At 70.1% G+C, this 14,755-nt stretch carries 15 protein-coding genes; 9 read left to right on the top strand and 6 right to left on the bottom strand.

Annotated elements, in window-relative coordinates:
* Positions 1 to 44: 44 nt before the first annotated feature.
* From ACGFNP_RS39265 to ACGFNP_RS39245, 5 genes are all read left to right on the top strand, one after another.
* Positions 45 to 818, top strand: coding sequence for a helix-turn-helix domain-containing protein (locus tag ACGFNP_RS39265; protein WP_358336139.1), 774 nt, complete (start codon positions 45 to 47; stop codon positions 816 to 818).
* 46 nt (positions 819 to 864) lie between these two features.
* Complete coding sequence (gene rimO, locus ACGFNP_RS39260; RefSeq protein ID WP_358336142.1) at positions 865 to 2,274, top strand: 30S ribosomal protein S12 methylthiotransferase RimO; 1,410 nt, start codon at positions 865 to 867, stop codon at positions 2,272 to 2,274.
* Positions 2,271 to 2,843, top strand: coding sequence for a CDP-diacylglycerol--glycerol-3-phosphate 3-phosphatidyltransferase (gene pgsA / locus ACGFNP_RS39255; RefSeq protein ID WP_358336146.1), 573 nt, complete (start codon positions 2,271 to 2,273; stop codon positions 2,841 to 2,843). Before rimO ends, pgsA begins: the two co-directional genes overlap by 4 nt.
* Before the next feature lie 2 nt (positions 2,844 to 2,845).
* Positions 2,846 to 3,337 carry a nicotinamide-nucleotide amidohydrolase family protein gene (locus ACGFNP_RS39250; protein ID WP_358336149.1) on the top strand — a complete coding sequence of 164 codons (492 nt, stop codon included), beginning with the start codon at positions 2,846 to 2,848 and terminating at the stop codon, positions 3,335 to 3,337.
* Positions 3,338 to 3,686: 349 nt separating this feature from the next.
* A complete protein-coding gene (locus tag ACGFNP_RS39245; protein WP_214638529.1) occupies positions 3,687 to 4,043 on the top strand; it encodes a helix-turn-helix domain-containing protein in 357 nt (118 codons plus the stop codon).
* On the opposite strand, the gene ACGFNP_RS39240 is transcribed toward ACGFNP_RS39245, so the two are convergent.
* Positions 4,040 to 4,819: a DNA-formamidopyrimidine glycosylase family protein gene (locus tag ACGFNP_RS39240; protein WP_393327467.1), complete on the bottom strand. Its 780-nt coding sequence runs from the start codon at positions 4,817 to 4,819 to the stop codon at positions 4,040 to 4,042. The two genes, ACGFNP_RS39245 and ACGFNP_RS39240, sit on opposite strands and share 4 nt — an antisense overlap.
* A 182-nt stretch (positions 4,820 to 5,001) precedes the next feature.
* A complete protein-coding gene (locus ACGFNP_RS39235) occupies positions 5,002 to 5,451 on the bottom strand; it encodes an Rrf2 family transcriptional regulator (RefSeq protein ID WP_214638527.1) in 450 nt (149 codons plus the stop codon).
* 237 nt (positions 5,452 to 5,688) lie between these two features.
* Here ACGFNP_RS39235 and ACGFNP_RS39230 point away from each other — a divergent pair, with 237 nt between their 5' ends.
* Complete coding sequence (locus ACGFNP_RS39230; protein ID WP_358336155.1) at positions 5,689 to 6,870, top strand: ROK family transcriptional regulator; 1,182 nt, start codon at positions 5,689 to 5,691, stop codon at positions 6,868 to 6,870.
* 90 nt (positions 6,871 to 6,960) lie between these two features.
* Here ACGFNP_RS39230 and ACGFNP_RS39225 read toward each other — a convergent pair whose 3' ends face one another.
* From ACGFNP_RS39225 to ACGFNP_RS39210, 4 genes are all read right to left on the bottom strand, one after another.
* Complete coding sequence (locus ACGFNP_RS39225; RefSeq protein ID WP_358336158.1) at positions 6,961 to 8,400, bottom strand: glycoside hydrolase family 3 protein; 1,440 nt, start codon at positions 8,398 to 8,400, stop codon at positions 6,961 to 6,963.
* 91 nt (positions 8,401 to 8,491) lie between these two features.
* Positions 8,492 to 9,343 (bottom strand): carbohydrate ABC transporter permease, encoded by an 852-nt coding sequence (locus tag ACGFNP_RS39220; RefSeq protein WP_358336161.1) that lies wholly within the window; start codon positions 9,341 to 9,343, stop codon positions 8,492 to 8,494.
* Positions 9,340 to 10,347 (bottom strand): sugar ABC transporter permease, encoded by a 1,008-nt coding sequence (locus tag ACGFNP_RS39215; protein WP_358336164.1) that lies wholly within the window; start codon positions 10,345 to 10,347, stop codon positions 9,340 to 9,342. Before ACGFNP_RS39215 ends, ACGFNP_RS39220 begins: the two co-directional genes overlap by 4 nt.
* Positions 10,348 to 10,351: 4 nt before the next feature.
* Positions 10,352 to 11,689, bottom strand: a complete 1,338-nt coding sequence (locus ACGFNP_RS39210; RefSeq protein WP_358336167.1) for an extracellular solute-binding protein — start codon at positions 11,687 to 11,689, stop codon at positions 10,352 to 10,354.
* A gap of 139 nt (positions 11,690 to 11,828) precedes the next feature.
* Between ACGFNP_RS39210 and ACGFNP_RS39205 the strand changes: the two genes are divergently transcribed.
* From ACGFNP_RS39205 to ACGFNP_RS39195, 3 genes are read left to right on the top strand one after another with little or no spacing between them, the layout of a single operon-like run.
* Positions 11,829 to 12,974 (top strand): ROK family transcriptional regulator, encoded by a 1,146-nt coding sequence (locus ACGFNP_RS39205; protein WP_358336170.1) that lies wholly within the window; start codon positions 11,829 to 11,831, stop codon positions 12,972 to 12,974.
* Positions 12,975 to 12,986: 12 nt separating this feature from the next.
* Positions 12,987 to 13,646: a M15 family metallopeptidase gene (locus ACGFNP_RS39200; protein WP_393327462.1), complete on the top strand. Its 660-nt coding sequence runs from the start codon at positions 12,987 to 12,989 to the stop codon at positions 13,644 to 13,646.
* Between the two features lie 23 nt (positions 13,647 to 13,669).
* Positions 13,670 to 14,755 (top strand): glutamate--cysteine ligase, encoded by a 1,086-nt coding sequence (locus ACGFNP_RS39195; protein ID WP_358336176.1) that lies wholly within the window; start codon positions 13,670 to 13,672, stop codon positions 14,753 to 14,755.

The following is a 14,755-nucleotide window of genomic DNA, read 5'->3' as shown; positions in this document are numbered from 1 at the left end:
AATGTGAATCATCACAGAACGTCGTGGGGCGGAAGGCGCTTGCCATGCCGGAACAGAGCACAGGGGCCATGCTTGCTGAGGCCCGGCGGTCCGCCGGGCTGACAGTCACGCAACTGAGCGAGGCCACCCGCATTCGTGAGGCGATCATCTACGCGATCGAGCGTGACGACTTCTCACAGTGCGGTGGCGACTTCTACGCGCGAGGACACGTCCGGGCCGTAGCCAAGGCGGTCGGACTCGATCCCGTGGCGACCGTCCACTTCTATGACGAAGAACACAGCGGGGCGGCCACGCCCATCCGGGCCGCCGCCGTCTTCCAGGCCGAGCGCAAGATCAGGATCAACGAGCGGCGCGGCCTCAACTGGACGATGGCGCTGGGCGTCGCGCTGGCCATCGTCATGGTGTTCGGGGCGGTCAGGGTGCTCGGCGGCGGCACGTCGGACGAGGTGCGCACCGCCGACTCGCGCCTCGTGCCGCCGAACGCCCCGATCGGCGAGCGCGCTCCCAAAGCGTCACACGCCAAGGGGAAGACGGCCAAGGACGCCAAGGATAAAAAGGAAAAAATGGTCGTCGTCAAGGTGAAAGCCAAGCGCGCGTCCTACCTGAACGTCCGCGACGGCAAGGGACTCAACCTCTTCACCGGAACGTTGGCGGCGGGCAAGAGCTCGACCTGGAAGTCCGAGACCGGCGTCCATCTCGTGATCGGTGACGCGGGCGCCGTGTCGTTGCAGGTCAACGGCAAGGACCTGGGTCGTGCGGGTGCTCGCGGGGAGATGGTGACCCGCTCATTCGTGCCTCCCGCAGCTCAACCGAGGTAGCCCGTGCGCTCGGTGGTGGCCAACTCCCGATACCGTAGTGTTCACCATGTCATCCCGCCGAACCGCATCGCTGATCACTCTGGGCTGCGCGCGCAACGAGGTCGACTCCGAGGAGCTCGCCGCGCGTCTTGAGGCTGCCGGCTGGCAGCTGGGCGACGACGACCCCGATGTCGTCGTCGTCAACACGTGTGGCTTCATCGACTCGGCGAAGAAGGACTCCATCGACACGCTGCTGGCCGCGGCCGACACCGGGGCCAAGGTGGTCGCCGCCGGCTGCATGGCCGAGCGCTACGGCAACGAGCTCGCCGACGCTCTGCCCGAGGCCAGCGCGGTCATCTCCTTCGACGACTACACCGAGATCGGTGGCCGCCTCGACGACGTGCTCGCCGGCCGACCGCTCAAGCCGCACACCCCGCGAGACCGCCGCACCCTGCTGCCCATCTCGCCGGTGGATCGTGCCAGCGCGCCCAAAACCGCCATTCCCGGCCACGGCGACCTGCCCGAGGGGCTGGCTCCTGCCAGCGGGCCGCGCGTGCTGCGGAAACGGCTCGACGAGAGCCCGGTGGCCTCGCTCAAGCTGGCCTCCGGCTGCGACCGCCGCTGTACGTTCTGCGCCATCCCGGCCTTCCGTGGCGCCTACGTCTCGCGCGACCCCGAGGAGCTCCTGGCCGAGGCCGACTGGCTGGGCCACCGGGGCGTGCGCGAGCTCGTCCTCGTCAGTGAGAACTCCACGTCCTACGGCAAGGACCTGGGCGACCTGCGGGCGCTGGAGAAGCTGCTGCCGCAGCTGGCGGCCGTCGAGGGCATCGAGCGGGTGCGGGCCAGTTACCTGCAGCCGGCCGAGCTGCGCCCGGGGCTGATCGACGTGCTCGCCGGCACCGAGGGCATCGCCCCCTACTTCGATCTGTCCTTCCAGCACGCCAGCGGCACCGTCCTGCGCCGGATGCGCCGTTTCGGCGACCCTGAGCGCTTCCTGGGGCTGCTGGAGAGCATCCGCGCGGGCGCGCCGGAGGCGGGCGTGCGCTCCAACTTCATCGTCGGCTTCCCCGGTGAGACCGAGGAGGAGTTCGGTGAGCTGGTCGGGTTCCTGGAGCAGGCCAGGCTCGACGTGATCGGCGTGTTCGGCTACTCCGACGAGGACGGCACCGAGGCGGCCGGCTTCGCGGACAAGCTCGGCCAGGACGTCATCGACGATCGTGTGCGCGTGCTGACCGAGCTCGCGGAGGAGCTGACCGCGCAGCGCGCGGAGGAGCGCATCGGCACGGAGGTGGACGTGCTCATCGACGACGACCTGGGCGACGGCGGCTATGAGGGCCGGGCCGCCCACCAGGGTCCCGAGGTCGACGGGTCCGTCACGGTCCAGGGCATCGGCCTGGTCCGCGGTCAGATCGTGCGTGCGGTGGTGGTCGACGCCGAGGGGGTTGACCTGATCGCGCGCATCAAGGCCGGTCCATGACCAAGGACGAGCGCCGCGTGGTGAGCCCGTGGAACATCGCCAACGTCCTCACGGTCCTGCGGTTGGTGCTCGTCCCCTTCTTCGTCGTCTGCCTCTTCCTGCCCGGCATGGGCTGGCGCCTGGGCGCGCTGGCGGTGTTCGGCGTGGCCTCGCTCACCGACCATCTGGACGGCGAGCTGGCCAGACGCTACGGGCTGATCACCGATTTCGGGAAGATCGCCGACCCGATCGCCGACAAGGCGCTGACCGGCGCGGCGCTGGTGTCCCTGTCGATCCTCGGCGAGCTGCCGTGGTGGGTGACGGGCACCATCGTGGGGCGCGAGCTGGGCATCACGGCGCTGCGATTCGTGCTGCTCAGGCACGCGGTCATCCCGGCCAGCTATGGCGGCAAGGTCAAGACCGTGCTGCAGATCGCGGCCATCGTTCTCTACATCCTGCCCGGCGAGTTCGACCCGGTCCGCTGGGTGGTGATGGGCGCGGCCCTGGTCGTCACGGTGGCCACGGGCGTCGACTACGTGGTGCGTGCCATCAAGCTACGGCAGGTGGCCAGGCGGGCGCGCGGGGAGTGATCATGGTTGGGGCGGCGGAGGTTCTCTCCTTGCTCGTACGGCGGGCCGCCACGCTCGCCGTGGCCGAGTCGTTGACCGGAGGGCTCATCGGGGCGACGTTCACCTCGGTCTCAGGGGCTTCCCAGTCGTTCAGGGGCGGGGTCATCTCCTACGCCACCGATTTGAAGCACCGGCTGCTGGCCGTGCCGGAGGAGTTGCTGCGGCGGGAAGGGGCCGTGCACCCGGAGGTGGCGGCGGCGATGGCGACGGGGGTCGCGCGGCTGTGCGAGGCGACATACGGCCTGGCGGTGACCGGTGTGGCGGGTCCGGAGCCGCAGGACGGAAAGCCCGTCGGCACCGTGCATGTGGCCGTCAGCGGACCGGGAGATCAAATTTGGCAGAGACCGTTGAGGCTAGAGGGGTCTCGCGAACGTATCAGGGTAGAGACGGTGGACGAGGCTATTGATCTACTGGCAAGTGTGCTGAAGGGGAACAATGGGGAACATACCGGGTGATTACCGTGTTACGTCCCGAGCGAACATCCGAGGCACGGTCTGACGCGGTGTCGGTTGATACGGGTACGGTGGAGCTGTGAGTGAGGTCCGTGAGCCATCTGCAAGCACCGAGCGCCCGGCAGGCGGGCCTAACGAGTCACGTGACGAACCTTCACGTAACGAGCTTTCGCGAAGTGATCCTTCGCGAAAGGAGCCGTTGCGCAATGAAGGCAGAGCGGCGGGGCAGGGGCGGAGACGCCCGATGATGACGGCGAGGAGCATGTACGAGCCGAAGAAGAAGAACGGACGGCACGATCCGACCGCGCGGGGCGTGGTGGTGAAGCCATCCACGCCGGGGAGGGAGCGACAGATGATTCTGCTGCGTCAGCTGCTCGGCGACGTGCTGAGGCGGTTGAGGGTGCGGCAGGGACGCACTCTTCGCGAGGTGTCCACGCTGGCGCGTGTCTCGCTCGGCTACCTGTCCGAGGTCGAGCGTGGTCAGAAGGAGGCGTCATCGGAGCTGCTGGCGTCCATCTGTGGCGCCCTCGGGGTTCCCCTGTCGCAGGTGTTGCGTGAGGTGTCCGACCAGTTCGCGCTGGCGGAGCTCCAGGCCACTCCTGTGCTTGCCGACGCGCCGGAGCACGAGCGCATCCCCCTTGCCGAGACGGTGCCCGGGTCGATCTCCGACTCCGTGTTCCCCGAAGTCAAGGACATGGTGGCCGCCTAACGCGGTTGGCAGTCACCACACCACAGGACGAGTCGTTCCTGTGGCTGTGCTCCCATCTCCCCGCGACTGATGCGCGTTCCGCATCGGCGGCAGGGGCGACCTGCCCTGCCGTACACCCACGTCTGGCCGCCAGGACGGCGGTCGCCGGTGGTCACTGTGGCGGCGTGCGTCTTGTTCGCTGCCAGGAGCCGCTGGGCGAGCCTGACGAGCCCGTCCAGGTCCTCGATGTCGCCGACCTTCCGCCATGGCCAGATGCCGCGCAGGAAGAGTGTCTCGGCGCGATAGATGGTGCCGAGCCCGGCGAGATTGCGCTGATCGAGCAGCGCCTCCCCGATCGTCCGGTCCGGCGCCGCGCGCAGGCGGCGCACTGCCTCGTCCGGATCCCAGTCGTCGCCGAGCAGGTCGGGCCCCAGGTGCCCCACGACGCGGTCCTCGTCGGCGGTCCTCAGCAGGTCCACCACCCCCAGCCGCACGCCCACCGCCTGCCACTGTTCGTTGGCCAGCACCAGCCTCACCTGGTCGCCGGGGGCGGTGCGACGGCCCGCGGGCAGCACCCGCCAGCTCCCGTCCATCCGCAGGTGCGTGTGCACGGTCAGGCCGCCCTCGACCCGGGTGAGCAGGTGCTTGCCGCGTGACAGGCTCGCGAGGACCGTCCGGCCGCTGAGGTCGGCCGTGGCGTGCCGGGGTACACGGAAGTCCGAACGGGTGAGAACCCGGCCGTCCAGGGCGCCCCGGAGCCGCGCGGCCGTACGGTAGACGGCATCTCCTTCGGGCATGCCCCCAGTTTAAGAACCGGCGCCGGCCACGCGGGCTCCGGTCAGTCCCCGGTGCGGGCCACGCGGGCGCCGGTCAGTCCCCGGGCGCGGGCCACGCGGGCGCCGGTCAGTCCCCGGGCGCGGGCCACGCGGGCGCCGGTCAGTCCCCGGGCGCGGGCCACGCGGGCCCGGCGCGCGCCGGGTCAGTCCCAGGCGGCGGGGTCGGCGGCGAGCTGGCGGACGCGGTCGGGGAGCGCGCCGCTGGCCACCTGGTCCAGCGTGACCTCCTCGAGGATGGCGCGTTCGGTGGCCCGCAGGGCGATCCACACCTGCTGCAGCGACTCGGCCGGGCCCCGGTAGCCGACGTGCTCGGGGCGCTCGCCGCGGACGTTGGCCAGTGGGCCGTCGACTGCCCTGATGACGTCGGCGAGCGAGATCTCGGCGGCGGCCCTGGCCAGGACGTAGCCGCCTTCCGGACCGCGCTGACCACGGACGAGACCGGCGCGGCGCATCTGCAGCAGAATGTTCTCAAGGTATTTGGGGGGCATGTCCTGCTCTTTGGCGAGCTCGCCCACGGTGGTCGGGCCGGCGCCGGCCGCGGCGAGTTCGGCGGCAGCACGGAGGGCGTAGTCGACACGAGCGGAAAGGCGCATGTTGTTGATTATCCCTCCTGGTCAACAGTGGTTAGGCGCAAGGTCGCCAGAATGGGCAGGTCATCCGGGCGCGGGCCTGCGCGGACACCGCGGACAGTCCTTTACCGTTTCAGTACGTGATCGCTCCGCTCGCGCGGGAGTTGGTCGTGAGGCATCCTCGGGTTCACCTGCGGTGATAAGCAAGGTCCAGGGCGCTAAACTTCCAACAACCTTTTCGATTTGACGGTGGGATTCAGCGTGGAGCGACGCCCTGGTGTGCCCAGACTGCTCAGGGAGATCAACGACCGGGCGGCGTTGGAGTTGTTACTGGCCACCGGCCCGATGACACGGGGGCAGATCGGCGATCGGACCGGGTTGTCCAAGGTCACCGCCTCCCAGACGCTGTCCAGGCTGGAGGAGCGCGGGCTGGTCGAGGTCGTCGGCACGCAGGCCGGCGGGCGCGGCCCCAACGCGGCGCTCTACTCCGTGATCCCCTCCAGCGCGTACGTGGCCGGGCTCGAGGTGGGGCCCGAGCTGATCTCCGCGGCCGTCGCCGACATCCACGGCCAGACGATCGCCGAGGTCACGGTCGATCCCACCGACCTCGACGACCCGGTCTCGGTGGTGCACGGCGCCATCATGAAGGCCTGCCGCAGCGCCAAGATCAGCATCGGCCGGCTGCGCGGCGTGGTCATCGGCACCCCCGGCGTGGTCGATCCGCGCAGCGGCGACGTGCGCTTCTCGTTCGACCTGCCCGGCTGGCACGAGGGCATCCACGAGGCACTCGCCGGTGACCTCAAACGCGAGGTGACGATCGAGAACGACGTCAACCTGGCCGCGATCGCCGAGCGTGCCGACGGCGCCGCCCAGGGACTCGACGACTTCGTGCTGCTCTGGTCCAGCCGCGGCCTCGGTCTCGCGGTGATGCTCGGCGGCAAGCTGCACCGGGGCCGTGCGGGCAGCGCGGGTGAGATCGGCTACCTGCCGGTGCCCGGCGTGCCACTGCCCGAGGACATCCGCAATGAGCCGGGCCGGCTGCCCTCGCTCGCGGGCGGTCTGCAGTCGCTGGTCAGCGCCGAGGCCGTGTGCGAGCTCGCGAGGGGCTACGGGTTCGCGGCCGAGAGCGCCGGGCAGTGCGTGAAGGTCGCCGTGGCGGCCGGAGCCGAGGGCGAGCCGTTGCTCGACGAGATCGCGCACCGGCTCGCGCTCGGCGTGGCCGCGGTCTGCGTGATCCTGGACCCCGGCCTGGTCGTGCTGGCGGGCGAGGTGGGCCAGGCCGGCGGCACCGCGCTCACCACCCGGGTGGAGGAGGCCGTGGCCCGCATCTGCCCGGTTCGCCCCCAGGTCGTCACCACCACGATCACGGACAAGAACCCGGTGCTGCGCGGCGCGGTCCTCGCGGCCCTGGACCAGGCCCGCGAGGCACTCCTCAAGCCGTGAGCCGCCGCCTCGGGCCGCGACAAACTCCCCTCAACCCGTGACAGCTCCGCTCAACCCGTGACAGCTCCGCTCAACCCGTGACAGCTCTGCTCAAGCCGTGAGCAGCTCGATGGCCGCCTGGGCGTTCGCCCGGGCCGCGCCGTACGTCGCGATGTAGGCGGCGCTGTCCGGCCGCCAGATCGGCAGCCCCATCTCGATCACCGTCGCGTCGGGCCGGGCCGCCACCAGGGCCGAGACCAGCTCACGGCTGGCCTCGTTGCGGTGCGCGTCCTTGACCACCACGACCAGCGACCGGTCCGTGGCCTTGGCCAGCAGCACCGGCACGTCCGCGTCCGCGGGCTTCACCCGGATGATCTCGGCCTGGGGCAGCCACGGCCCCACGCCCCAGGGCACGTCGCCGACGGCGATCGTCGGCGGCGTGTCCACCTCGATCACCAGCGGCTCGACCAGCGGCTCCGGCGCGCCTGTGAGCCGCACCGCGCGCCTGGCGGCGTGCAGGCCGACCCCGTTCTGCTCGGCCGAGGGCGAAGCGGCCGAGCCGAACCACGCGCGCAGCGCCGCCAGCCTGGCCGCCGCCTCCTCCAGCCGGGCCGCGGGCAGCCGCCCATCCCGTACGGCGGCGACGATCTCGTCGATGATGTGCCGCACGTCGTCGTAGGTGGGCAACGGCCCGAGGCAGATCAGGTCCGAGCCCGCGGCCAGCGAGAGCACGGCGCCACCGGCCAGCCCGACGCTCTTGGTGATCGCGTGCATGTCCATCGCGTCGGTGATGACCGCGCCGTCGTACCCGAGCTCGCCCCTGAGCAGCTCGGTCAGCGCGGCGGGCGACAGCGTGGCCGGTGTCCGGCCGGTCAGGGAGGGCACCGCCACGTGCGCGGTCATGATCGACTTGGTCCCCGCGGCGATCGCCGCCCGGAACGGCGCCAGCTCGCGAGCGCGCAGCACGTCGAGCGTGACGTCCACGACGGGTATGGCCAGGTGCGAGTCGACCCGGGTGGCGCCGTGGCCGGGGAAGTGCTTGACGCAGGCGGCCACGTTCACCGACTGCAGGCCCTGAACGGCGGCCACCGTGTGCCTGGCCACCAGCGCGGGATCGTCGCCGAACGACCTGGTGCCGATCACCGGGTTGTCGGCCTCGGTGTTGACGTCGGCGTCGGGCGCCATGTCCAGGTTGATGCCGCAGGCGGCCAGCTCCGAGCCGATCGCCCGGTAGACCCGGTGCGTCAGCTCGGTGTCGTCCACCGCGCCCAGCGCCGCGTTGCCCGGGTACGGGCTGCCGACGTGGTAGGCCAGGCGGGTCACGTCGCCGCCCTCCTCGTCCAGCGAGATGACCGGCTCGCCGGCCGCGCGGAGGGAGGCGGTCAGCGACCGCAACCGGTCAGGGTCGGCGACGTTGAAGCCGAAGAAGGTGACGCCTCCCAGGCCGTTCTCGAGCTCGCGCAGCACCCAGTCGGGCGCGGTGGTGCCCTGGAAGGCGACGAGCAGCGTGCCGGCCGCGAGGCGGCGCAGCCCCCGATCACTCTGACTCATGGCTCCTCATCACAGGAAGGTTGGGCCCGGTAAAAGTTGGGCACGGTCAGGACGGCACGCGCCTACGCGAGCCGTACGAGATCCGTGGTCGTCAGCCCTTCACGGCCCCGGCCACCAGGCCGGAGACCATGCGGCGCTGAACCAGCAGGAAGAAGACGACGACCGGGATGGTCATCATCGTGGAGCTGGCCATGATGGCGCCCCAGTCGGTGCCCTTCTGCCCGAAGAAGTACTGCAGGGCGACGGGCATCGTGTAGCCGTCCGAGCCGCTCATCAGGACCAGCGCGAAGATCAGCTCGTTCCACGCGGTGATGAACGAGAAGATGCTGGTGGCCACCAGACCGGGCGCGACCAGGGGGAAGAGCACCTTCCAGAACGTGGTGAACCGGCTCGCGCCGTCGATCCAGGCCGCCTCCTCCAGCGACTTGGGCACGGCGGCGACGAACGTACGCAGCATCCAGATGCCGAACGGCAGCGTGAGACCGACGTTCACCACGATCAGACCGGCGAGCTGGTCGTACAGGCCCAGCCGCTTGACGCTCAGGAACAGCGGGATGAGCAGCGCCTCGGAGGGGATCATCTGCACGATGAGCAGCAGGATCAGGAACGTGTTGCGCCCCTTGAACCGGAAGCGGGCCACCGCGGTCGCCGCGAGCAGCGAGAACACCGCCCCGATGAGCACCGTGCCGACCGCCACGATCGCGCTGTTGCGCATGTAGAGCCAGATCGAGTGCCCGGCCACCCCCTCGCTCAGCACCCGGTCGACGTGCTCGAAGGTGAAATGGGTGGGGAACGGGATGAAGTCGGTGGTGAAGATCTGGTCGTTGGCCTTGAACGAGGTCGAGGCCATCCAGTACACCGGGAAGATCGCGAACAGGAACACCAGGAGTCCGGCCGCGTTCAGCGCGATCTTGCCGAGCCGCTTGCGCGCGAGCGGGGTCACATGTCCTCCTGCTTGACGAGCTGCCTGACGTACACCGCGGTGATGGCCAGCAGGATCACGGTCAGCACCAGGGCGATCGCCGCGCCGGACCCCATCTTGGGCGGCGCGCGGAACGCTTCGGCGTAGGAGTAGATCGACAGGTTGAACGCCTCACGGTTCGACGGGCCGCCCATGAGCACGTACAGCTGGGAGAAGACCTTGAAGTCCCAGATGATCGACAGGACGGTCAGCACGGCGAAGACCGGCTTGAGCAGCGGGAAGGTGATCTTCCTGAACGTCCGCCAGGCCGACGACCCGTCCACCCGGGCCGCCTCGTACAACTCCGCCGGGATGCCCTTGAGCCCCGCCAGCACCGACACGGCCACGAACGGGAAGCTCGCCCAGACGACGCAGATGATCAGCACCATATAGATGGACCACGCGTCGTTCAGCCAGGGCTCGCCGGTCCAGTCGGCCCGGCCGAAGAGCGACTTCGACAGCCAGTCGGGCAGCAGGTTCAGCGCCCAGTTGATGACGCCCCTCTCGGCGTCGAACAGCCACCGCCAGATGATGCCCTGCGCCACCGGAGGCACGGCCCAGGCGAACATGATGCCGACCACCACGAAGGTGGACATCTTCCGGCCGAGCTTGTTGAGCAGGGTGCCCACGGCTGTTCCGACGATCAGCGTCAGCGACACCGCGATGACGGCGAAGAGGAGCGTGTTGCGGAGTGAGGACCAGAAGATGTCGTTGGCGAAGATGCGGGTGAAGTTGTCCCAGCCCACCCAGGTGGCCGGCTTCCTGCCGCTGATCTGGACCAGGCCCACCTTCTGGAAGGCGATGACCCCGACCTGGAACAGCGGGTAGAGCAGCAGCGCCCCGATCACCAGCAGGCCGGGGATCAGCAGTACGTACGGCACCGACCAGGCGGGCAGCCCGCTGGCCCGGGCCGGGCGATGAGAGTTCGGCCGGCGCGGGGTGGCGGACTGGCCGTCACCCCGGGCGAGCGTCGAGATGTTCGTCATAAGGCTAGGAGGTGGCGTTGAGGATGTCTTCGAGTTCCTTGTTGGCCTTGGCCAGCGCGTCGTCGGCCGACGACTTGCCCTCGATGACGGTGCGGGCCGCGTTCTGCAGCACCGCCTTGGTCTCGTTGGCCTCGGTCCAGTGCGGGCTGGCCGGGAAGGCCTTGGCCTTGGCGAAGGCGGCGGCGAACGGCGCCTGGGCCGGGTCGCTGGACAGCGCGGCCAGGGCGTCGGGGTAGACGGGGAGCAGGCCGCCGTCCTTGGCGTACTTGTCGCCCCACTCCTTGCCGGAGGCCAGCTTCACGAACTCCTTGGCCGCGTCCTTCTCCTTGGCGGAGCCCCAGACGGCGATGTCGTTGCCGCCGAGGAAGGACTGCGCCTCGCCGCCGTCCTTGGACGGCAGCGGGAAGAAGGCCAGCTTGTCACCCTTGAGCTTGCCCTTGCTGTCCTCGTCGATGCCCGGCAGGTCCCACGACGCGGTGAGGTACATGCCCACCTTGTTGTTGGCGAAGCGGGTGCGGATGTCCGTGGTGTTCTGGGTGAGCCGCGACTTGCTCGACAGGCCGTCGGTGACCAGGCCGGTGTACTGGGCGAAGCCGGACTTGAAGGCGGGGTCGGTCAGCTTGCCGACCCACTTGTCGCCCTCCTTGACGGCGTACTCGCCGCCGGCGGTCCAGGCGAGGGCGCCCAGCAGGTGGTTGGCGTCGGAGCCGCCGTTGAAGGCGAACCCGTCGACGTCCTTGCCCTTCTTGGTCTGGATCTTCTTGGCCGCCGCGACCAGGTCGTCCCAGGTCTTCGGGACGTCGATCTTGAGCTCCTTGAACCAGTCGGCGCGGTACAGCACCGCGCGGCTGCCGCCGCCCCACGGCACGGCGTACGTCTCGCCGTCGATCGTCTCCAGGCCCATCAGGTTCTTCGGGATCTGCGTCTGGTCGCCGGAGCCCACGATGTCCGTGACGGGCTCGAGGGCCTCCTGGCTCTGCCAGAGCGGCACCTGGTCGTTGCCGATCTCGGTGACATCGGGACCGGTGCCACCGGCCGCCGCGGCGGTGAACTTGTCGTTCACCTGCGGCCACGGGATCCACTCGACCTTGACCTTGGCGCCGGTCTGCTGCTCGAAGGCGGCCACCAGCTCATCGGTGTACTTCTGCGCGGCGGGGTTGCTGTCGCCCAGGCGCCAGAAGGTCAGCTCCTTGCCCGCGTACTTGGGGCCGGACGCGGAGGCGGCGGCGGAGGCCGCCGCGCTCGGCGAGGCCGAAGGCGTCTCGCCGGAACCACAGGCGGCCAGGCCCAGGGCCAGAGCGGCCGTGGTGACCGTAGTGGCGGTGATCTGCGCGATCCTCACAGGGTTCTCCCTTCCCGGGTGCTCGCTTGCGGTCCGCACCAGGCTGATCGTCAATGTCCGAACGACTGCTGATAAACTAACAAGAAACTTTCTTAAAAAAAACGCCTGTTAGCCATTCGTGACGAGAGGGAGCGTGTCGATGAGCCGAAACCCCGGGACCCCTCGGCTGCTCCGCCGGTTGAACGACCGCACGGCACTCGAACTCCTCCTGGAGGGCGGGCCGCTGACCCGTGCGGAGCTGGGGGAGCGGACCGGACTGTCGAAGGTAACCGCAGGTCAGCTACTCGCCCGCCTGGAGGAGCGGGGGCTCGTGCGGGTGGCGGGGGAGCGGGCGGGAGGCAGGGGCCCGCACGCGGCCCTGTACGCGGTCAACCCCTCCAGCGCGTACGTGGCCGGGCTCGAAGTGCTGCCCGACAGCCTCACCGTGGGTGTGGCGGACATCACAGGCCAGATCGTGGTCGAGGTCACCGTCAACCCGGCGGACGGGGATCCGGTCAAGTCCGTGCACTCCGCGGTCCAGCGGGCCTGCGCCTCGGCCCGCGTCAGCCTGTCGCAGCTGCGCGCCTTCGTGATCGGCACCAGGGGCGTGGTCGATCCGGGCAGTGGCGACGTGCGCTTCTCCTGCGACCTGCCGGCCTGGCACGTCGGCGTGCTGGCCAGCCTGCGCCAGACGCTGGGCGTGCCGGTGATCATAGAGAATGACGTGAACCTGGTCGCGCTGGCCGAGCACCGCTACGGCGCCGCCGTCGGACACGATGACTTCGTGGTCATCTGGGCGGGTGTCGGCCAGGGGCTCGGGGTCATGCTCGGCGGGCGGCTGCACCGGGGCATCACCGGGACGGCGGGCGAGATCGGCTGGCTGCCCGTGCCGGGCGAGCCGCTGCCCGCCGACGTGACGCAGCCGACGTCGGGCTCGTTCCAGCGGCTGGTGGGGCACCCGGCGCTGAGCGGGCTCGCCACCGCGCACGGCGTGCTCGGCAGCACGGTCCCCGACCAGGTACGCAACGGCTGCGACGGCTACCTGGACGAGGTGGCGGCCCGCCTGGCGGTGGGGGCCGCGGCAGTGACGGTCGTGCTCGACCCCGGGCTGATCGTGCTCAGCGGCGACATCGGCCGGGCGGGCGGCGCACGTCTGGCCGCCAAGGTCGAGGAGGCCGTCGCCCGGGTCTGCCCGACCCGGCCCGAGGTCGTCACGACCGGGGTGGCGGGCAACCCGGTGCTGCGCGGCGCGCTGGTCGCGGCTCTGGAACAGGCCCGAGATCAGGTTTTCTCCGACACTGTGTGAGAATTTCTGCCCATGTGGCAGCAGACGAGCGACATCGTGCTGATCTCTGATCCCCGCGTCGCGGCTATCCCGGTGCGCGACAACGGCGAGGAGCTGGCGGACGTACGCGGCCGACTGCGGGTGGACGAGCGGATGGCCGACCGGAGCGGCGCTTATGCCCACCTGCGCTCCGGTTTGCTGGCCCGGCTGGAGCGGGCCGAGCGGCGACTGCCCGACGGCTTCCACCTGCTGATCGTCGAGGGTTACCGGCCGATCGACACGCAGCGCCGGATCTTCGAGGAGTACCGGGACGGGCTGCGAGCCGCTTTCCCCGAAATGTCGCCTGACGAGGCACATATCGCGGCAAGTCGGTATGTGTCGCCGGTCGATGTGGCCCCGCACACCGCCGGTGCCGCCGTCGACCTGACGCTGTGCGCGCCCGACGGCACCGAGTACGACATGGGCACCCAGGTCAACGACAACCCGGAGGAGAGCGACGGCGGCTGCTACACGGACGCCACGAACATCTCGGCCGACGCCCGCGCCCATCGCAAGATCCTCGCCGCCGCCCTGGAGCCCGTTGGCCTGGTCAACTACCCCACGGAGTGGTGGCACTGGTCCTTCGGCGACCGGTATTGGGCGCTCGCCGAGGGAAGGCCGTACGCGGTCTATGGCCCACACCGCTTTGCCTAGCGGAAAACGGGCATAAAAGGGATGTGACTCCTCTTATCGGGATCGAGGAGGAGTACCTCATCGTCGATCCCTGGTCGCGCCACGTGGCTCCCCGGGCGGCAGAGGTGTTGGCCGCCGCGACGGACGTCCTAGACGTCGTTCACGAGATCACCCGTTTCCAGGTCGAGGCCCGGACCGCCCCTTCGGCCGACCTCGGCGAGTTAGGCACGCGGCTGAGGGCCGCGCGTAAGGAGGTGGCGCAGGCGGCCCGCTCGTGCGGGCTGGCCGTGGTCGCCAGCGGCCTACCCGTGCTGGGTGACGTCGTGCCGAGCCCGCTCACCGACGACATCCGCTACGAGCAGGGCCGGGTGCTCTACCGGGCACTGCAGGACGAGCTCAGCATCTGCGCCCTGCACGTGCACGTGGATGTCCCCGACGAGGAACACGCCGTGTACGTGGGCAACCACCTGCGTCCGTGGCTGCCCACGCTGATCGCGCTGGCCGCGAACTCGCCGTTCTTCGTCGGCCGTGACACCGGCTACGCGTCGTGGCGGGTGATCAGCTGGGGCCGATGGCCGGTCTCGGGCGCCCCGCCGTACTTCCCGTCGTTCGCCCACTACGAGCTGGCGCTGCGGGCGCTGTCGCAGTCGGGCGCGCTGATGGACCCGAAGACGGTGTACTGGGACGCGCGCCCGTCGCCCACGCTGCCGACCGTCGAGGTGCGCGTCGCCGACGTGCCGCTGGACGTCAGCGACAGCCTCACCATCATCGGGCTGATCCGCGGCCTGGTCATGACCGCGCTGGCCGACGTGGCGCGCGGTGATCGCGGGCTGCCGATCCCGTCGGAGGTCCTGCGGGCCGCCTACTGGCGCGCCGCCCGCGACGGCCTGCGCGGTGACAGCCTGGACGTGCGCGAAGGGGCGCTGGTGCCGGCGCCGGTGATGGTGGACCGCCTGCTGGAGCACGTACGGGATGCCACGGACGAGGCCGGTGACCTGGCGTTCGTTGAGGAAGGGCTGGACCTGCTGGTCAGCAGGGGTTCCGGAGCGGAACGGCAGCGTAGGGCGCGCGACCGCACCGGGCACCTGGCGGCGGTCGTGGACGACCTGATCGAGGCCACGGTCGCCTGA

Source organism: Nonomuraea sp. NPDC049269 (genome assembly GCF_043197155.1).
GTDB lineage: Bacteria > Actinomycetota > Actinomycetes > Streptosporangiales > Streptosporangiaceae > Nonomuraea.
This window is presented reverse-complemented; position numbering and strand designations above follow the sequence as displayed.

Excerpts from the sequence above, each read along its gene's own strand:
- ACGFNP_RS39235 (WP_214638527.1), bottom strand. The coding sequence starts at position 5,451 with ATGCGCCTTTCCGCTCGTGTCGACTACGCCCTCCGTGCTGCCGCCGAA.
- ACGFNP_RS39205 (WP_358336170.1), top strand. The coding sequence starts at position 11,829 with ATGAGCCGAAACCCCGGGACCCCTCGGCTGCTCCGCCGGTTGAACGAC.
- pgsA (WP_358336146.1), top strand. The coding sequence starts at position 2,271 with ATGACCAAGGACGAGCGCCGCGTGGTGAGCCCGTGGAACATCGCCAAC.
- ACGFNP_RS39245 (WP_214638529.1), top strand. The coding sequence starts at position 3,687 with ATGATTCTGCTGCGTCAGCTGCTCGGCGACGTGCTGAGGCGGTTGAGG.
- ACGFNP_RS39265 (WP_358336139.1), top strand. The coding sequence starts at position 45 with ATGCCGGAACAGAGCACAGGGGCCATGCTTGCTGAGGCCCGGCGGTCC.
- ACGFNP_RS39225 (WP_358336158.1), bottom strand. The coding sequence starts at position 8,400 with ATGAGTCAGAGTGATCGGGGGCTGCGCCGCCTCGCGGCCGGCACGCTG.
- ACGFNP_RS39250 (WP_358336149.1), top strand. The coding sequence starts at position 2,846 with ATGGTTGGGGCGGCGGAGGTTCTCTCCTTGCTCGTACGGCGGGCCGCC.
- ACGFNP_RS39215 (WP_358336164.1), bottom strand. The coding sequence starts at position 10,347 with ATGACGAACATCTCGACGCTCGCCCGGGGTGACGGCCAGTCCGCCACC.
- ACGFNP_RS39240 (WP_393327467.1), bottom strand. The coding sequence starts at position 4,819 with ATGCCCGAAGGAGATGCCGTCTACCGTACGGCCGCGCGGCTCCGGGGC.
- ACGFNP_RS39200 (WP_393327462.1), top strand. The coding sequence starts at position 12,987 with ATGTGGCAGCAGACGAGCGACATCGTGCTGATCTCTGATCCCCGCGTC.
- rimO (WP_358336142.1), top strand. The coding sequence starts at position 865 with ATGTCATCCCGCCGAACCGCATCGCTGATCACTCTGGGCTGCGCGCGC.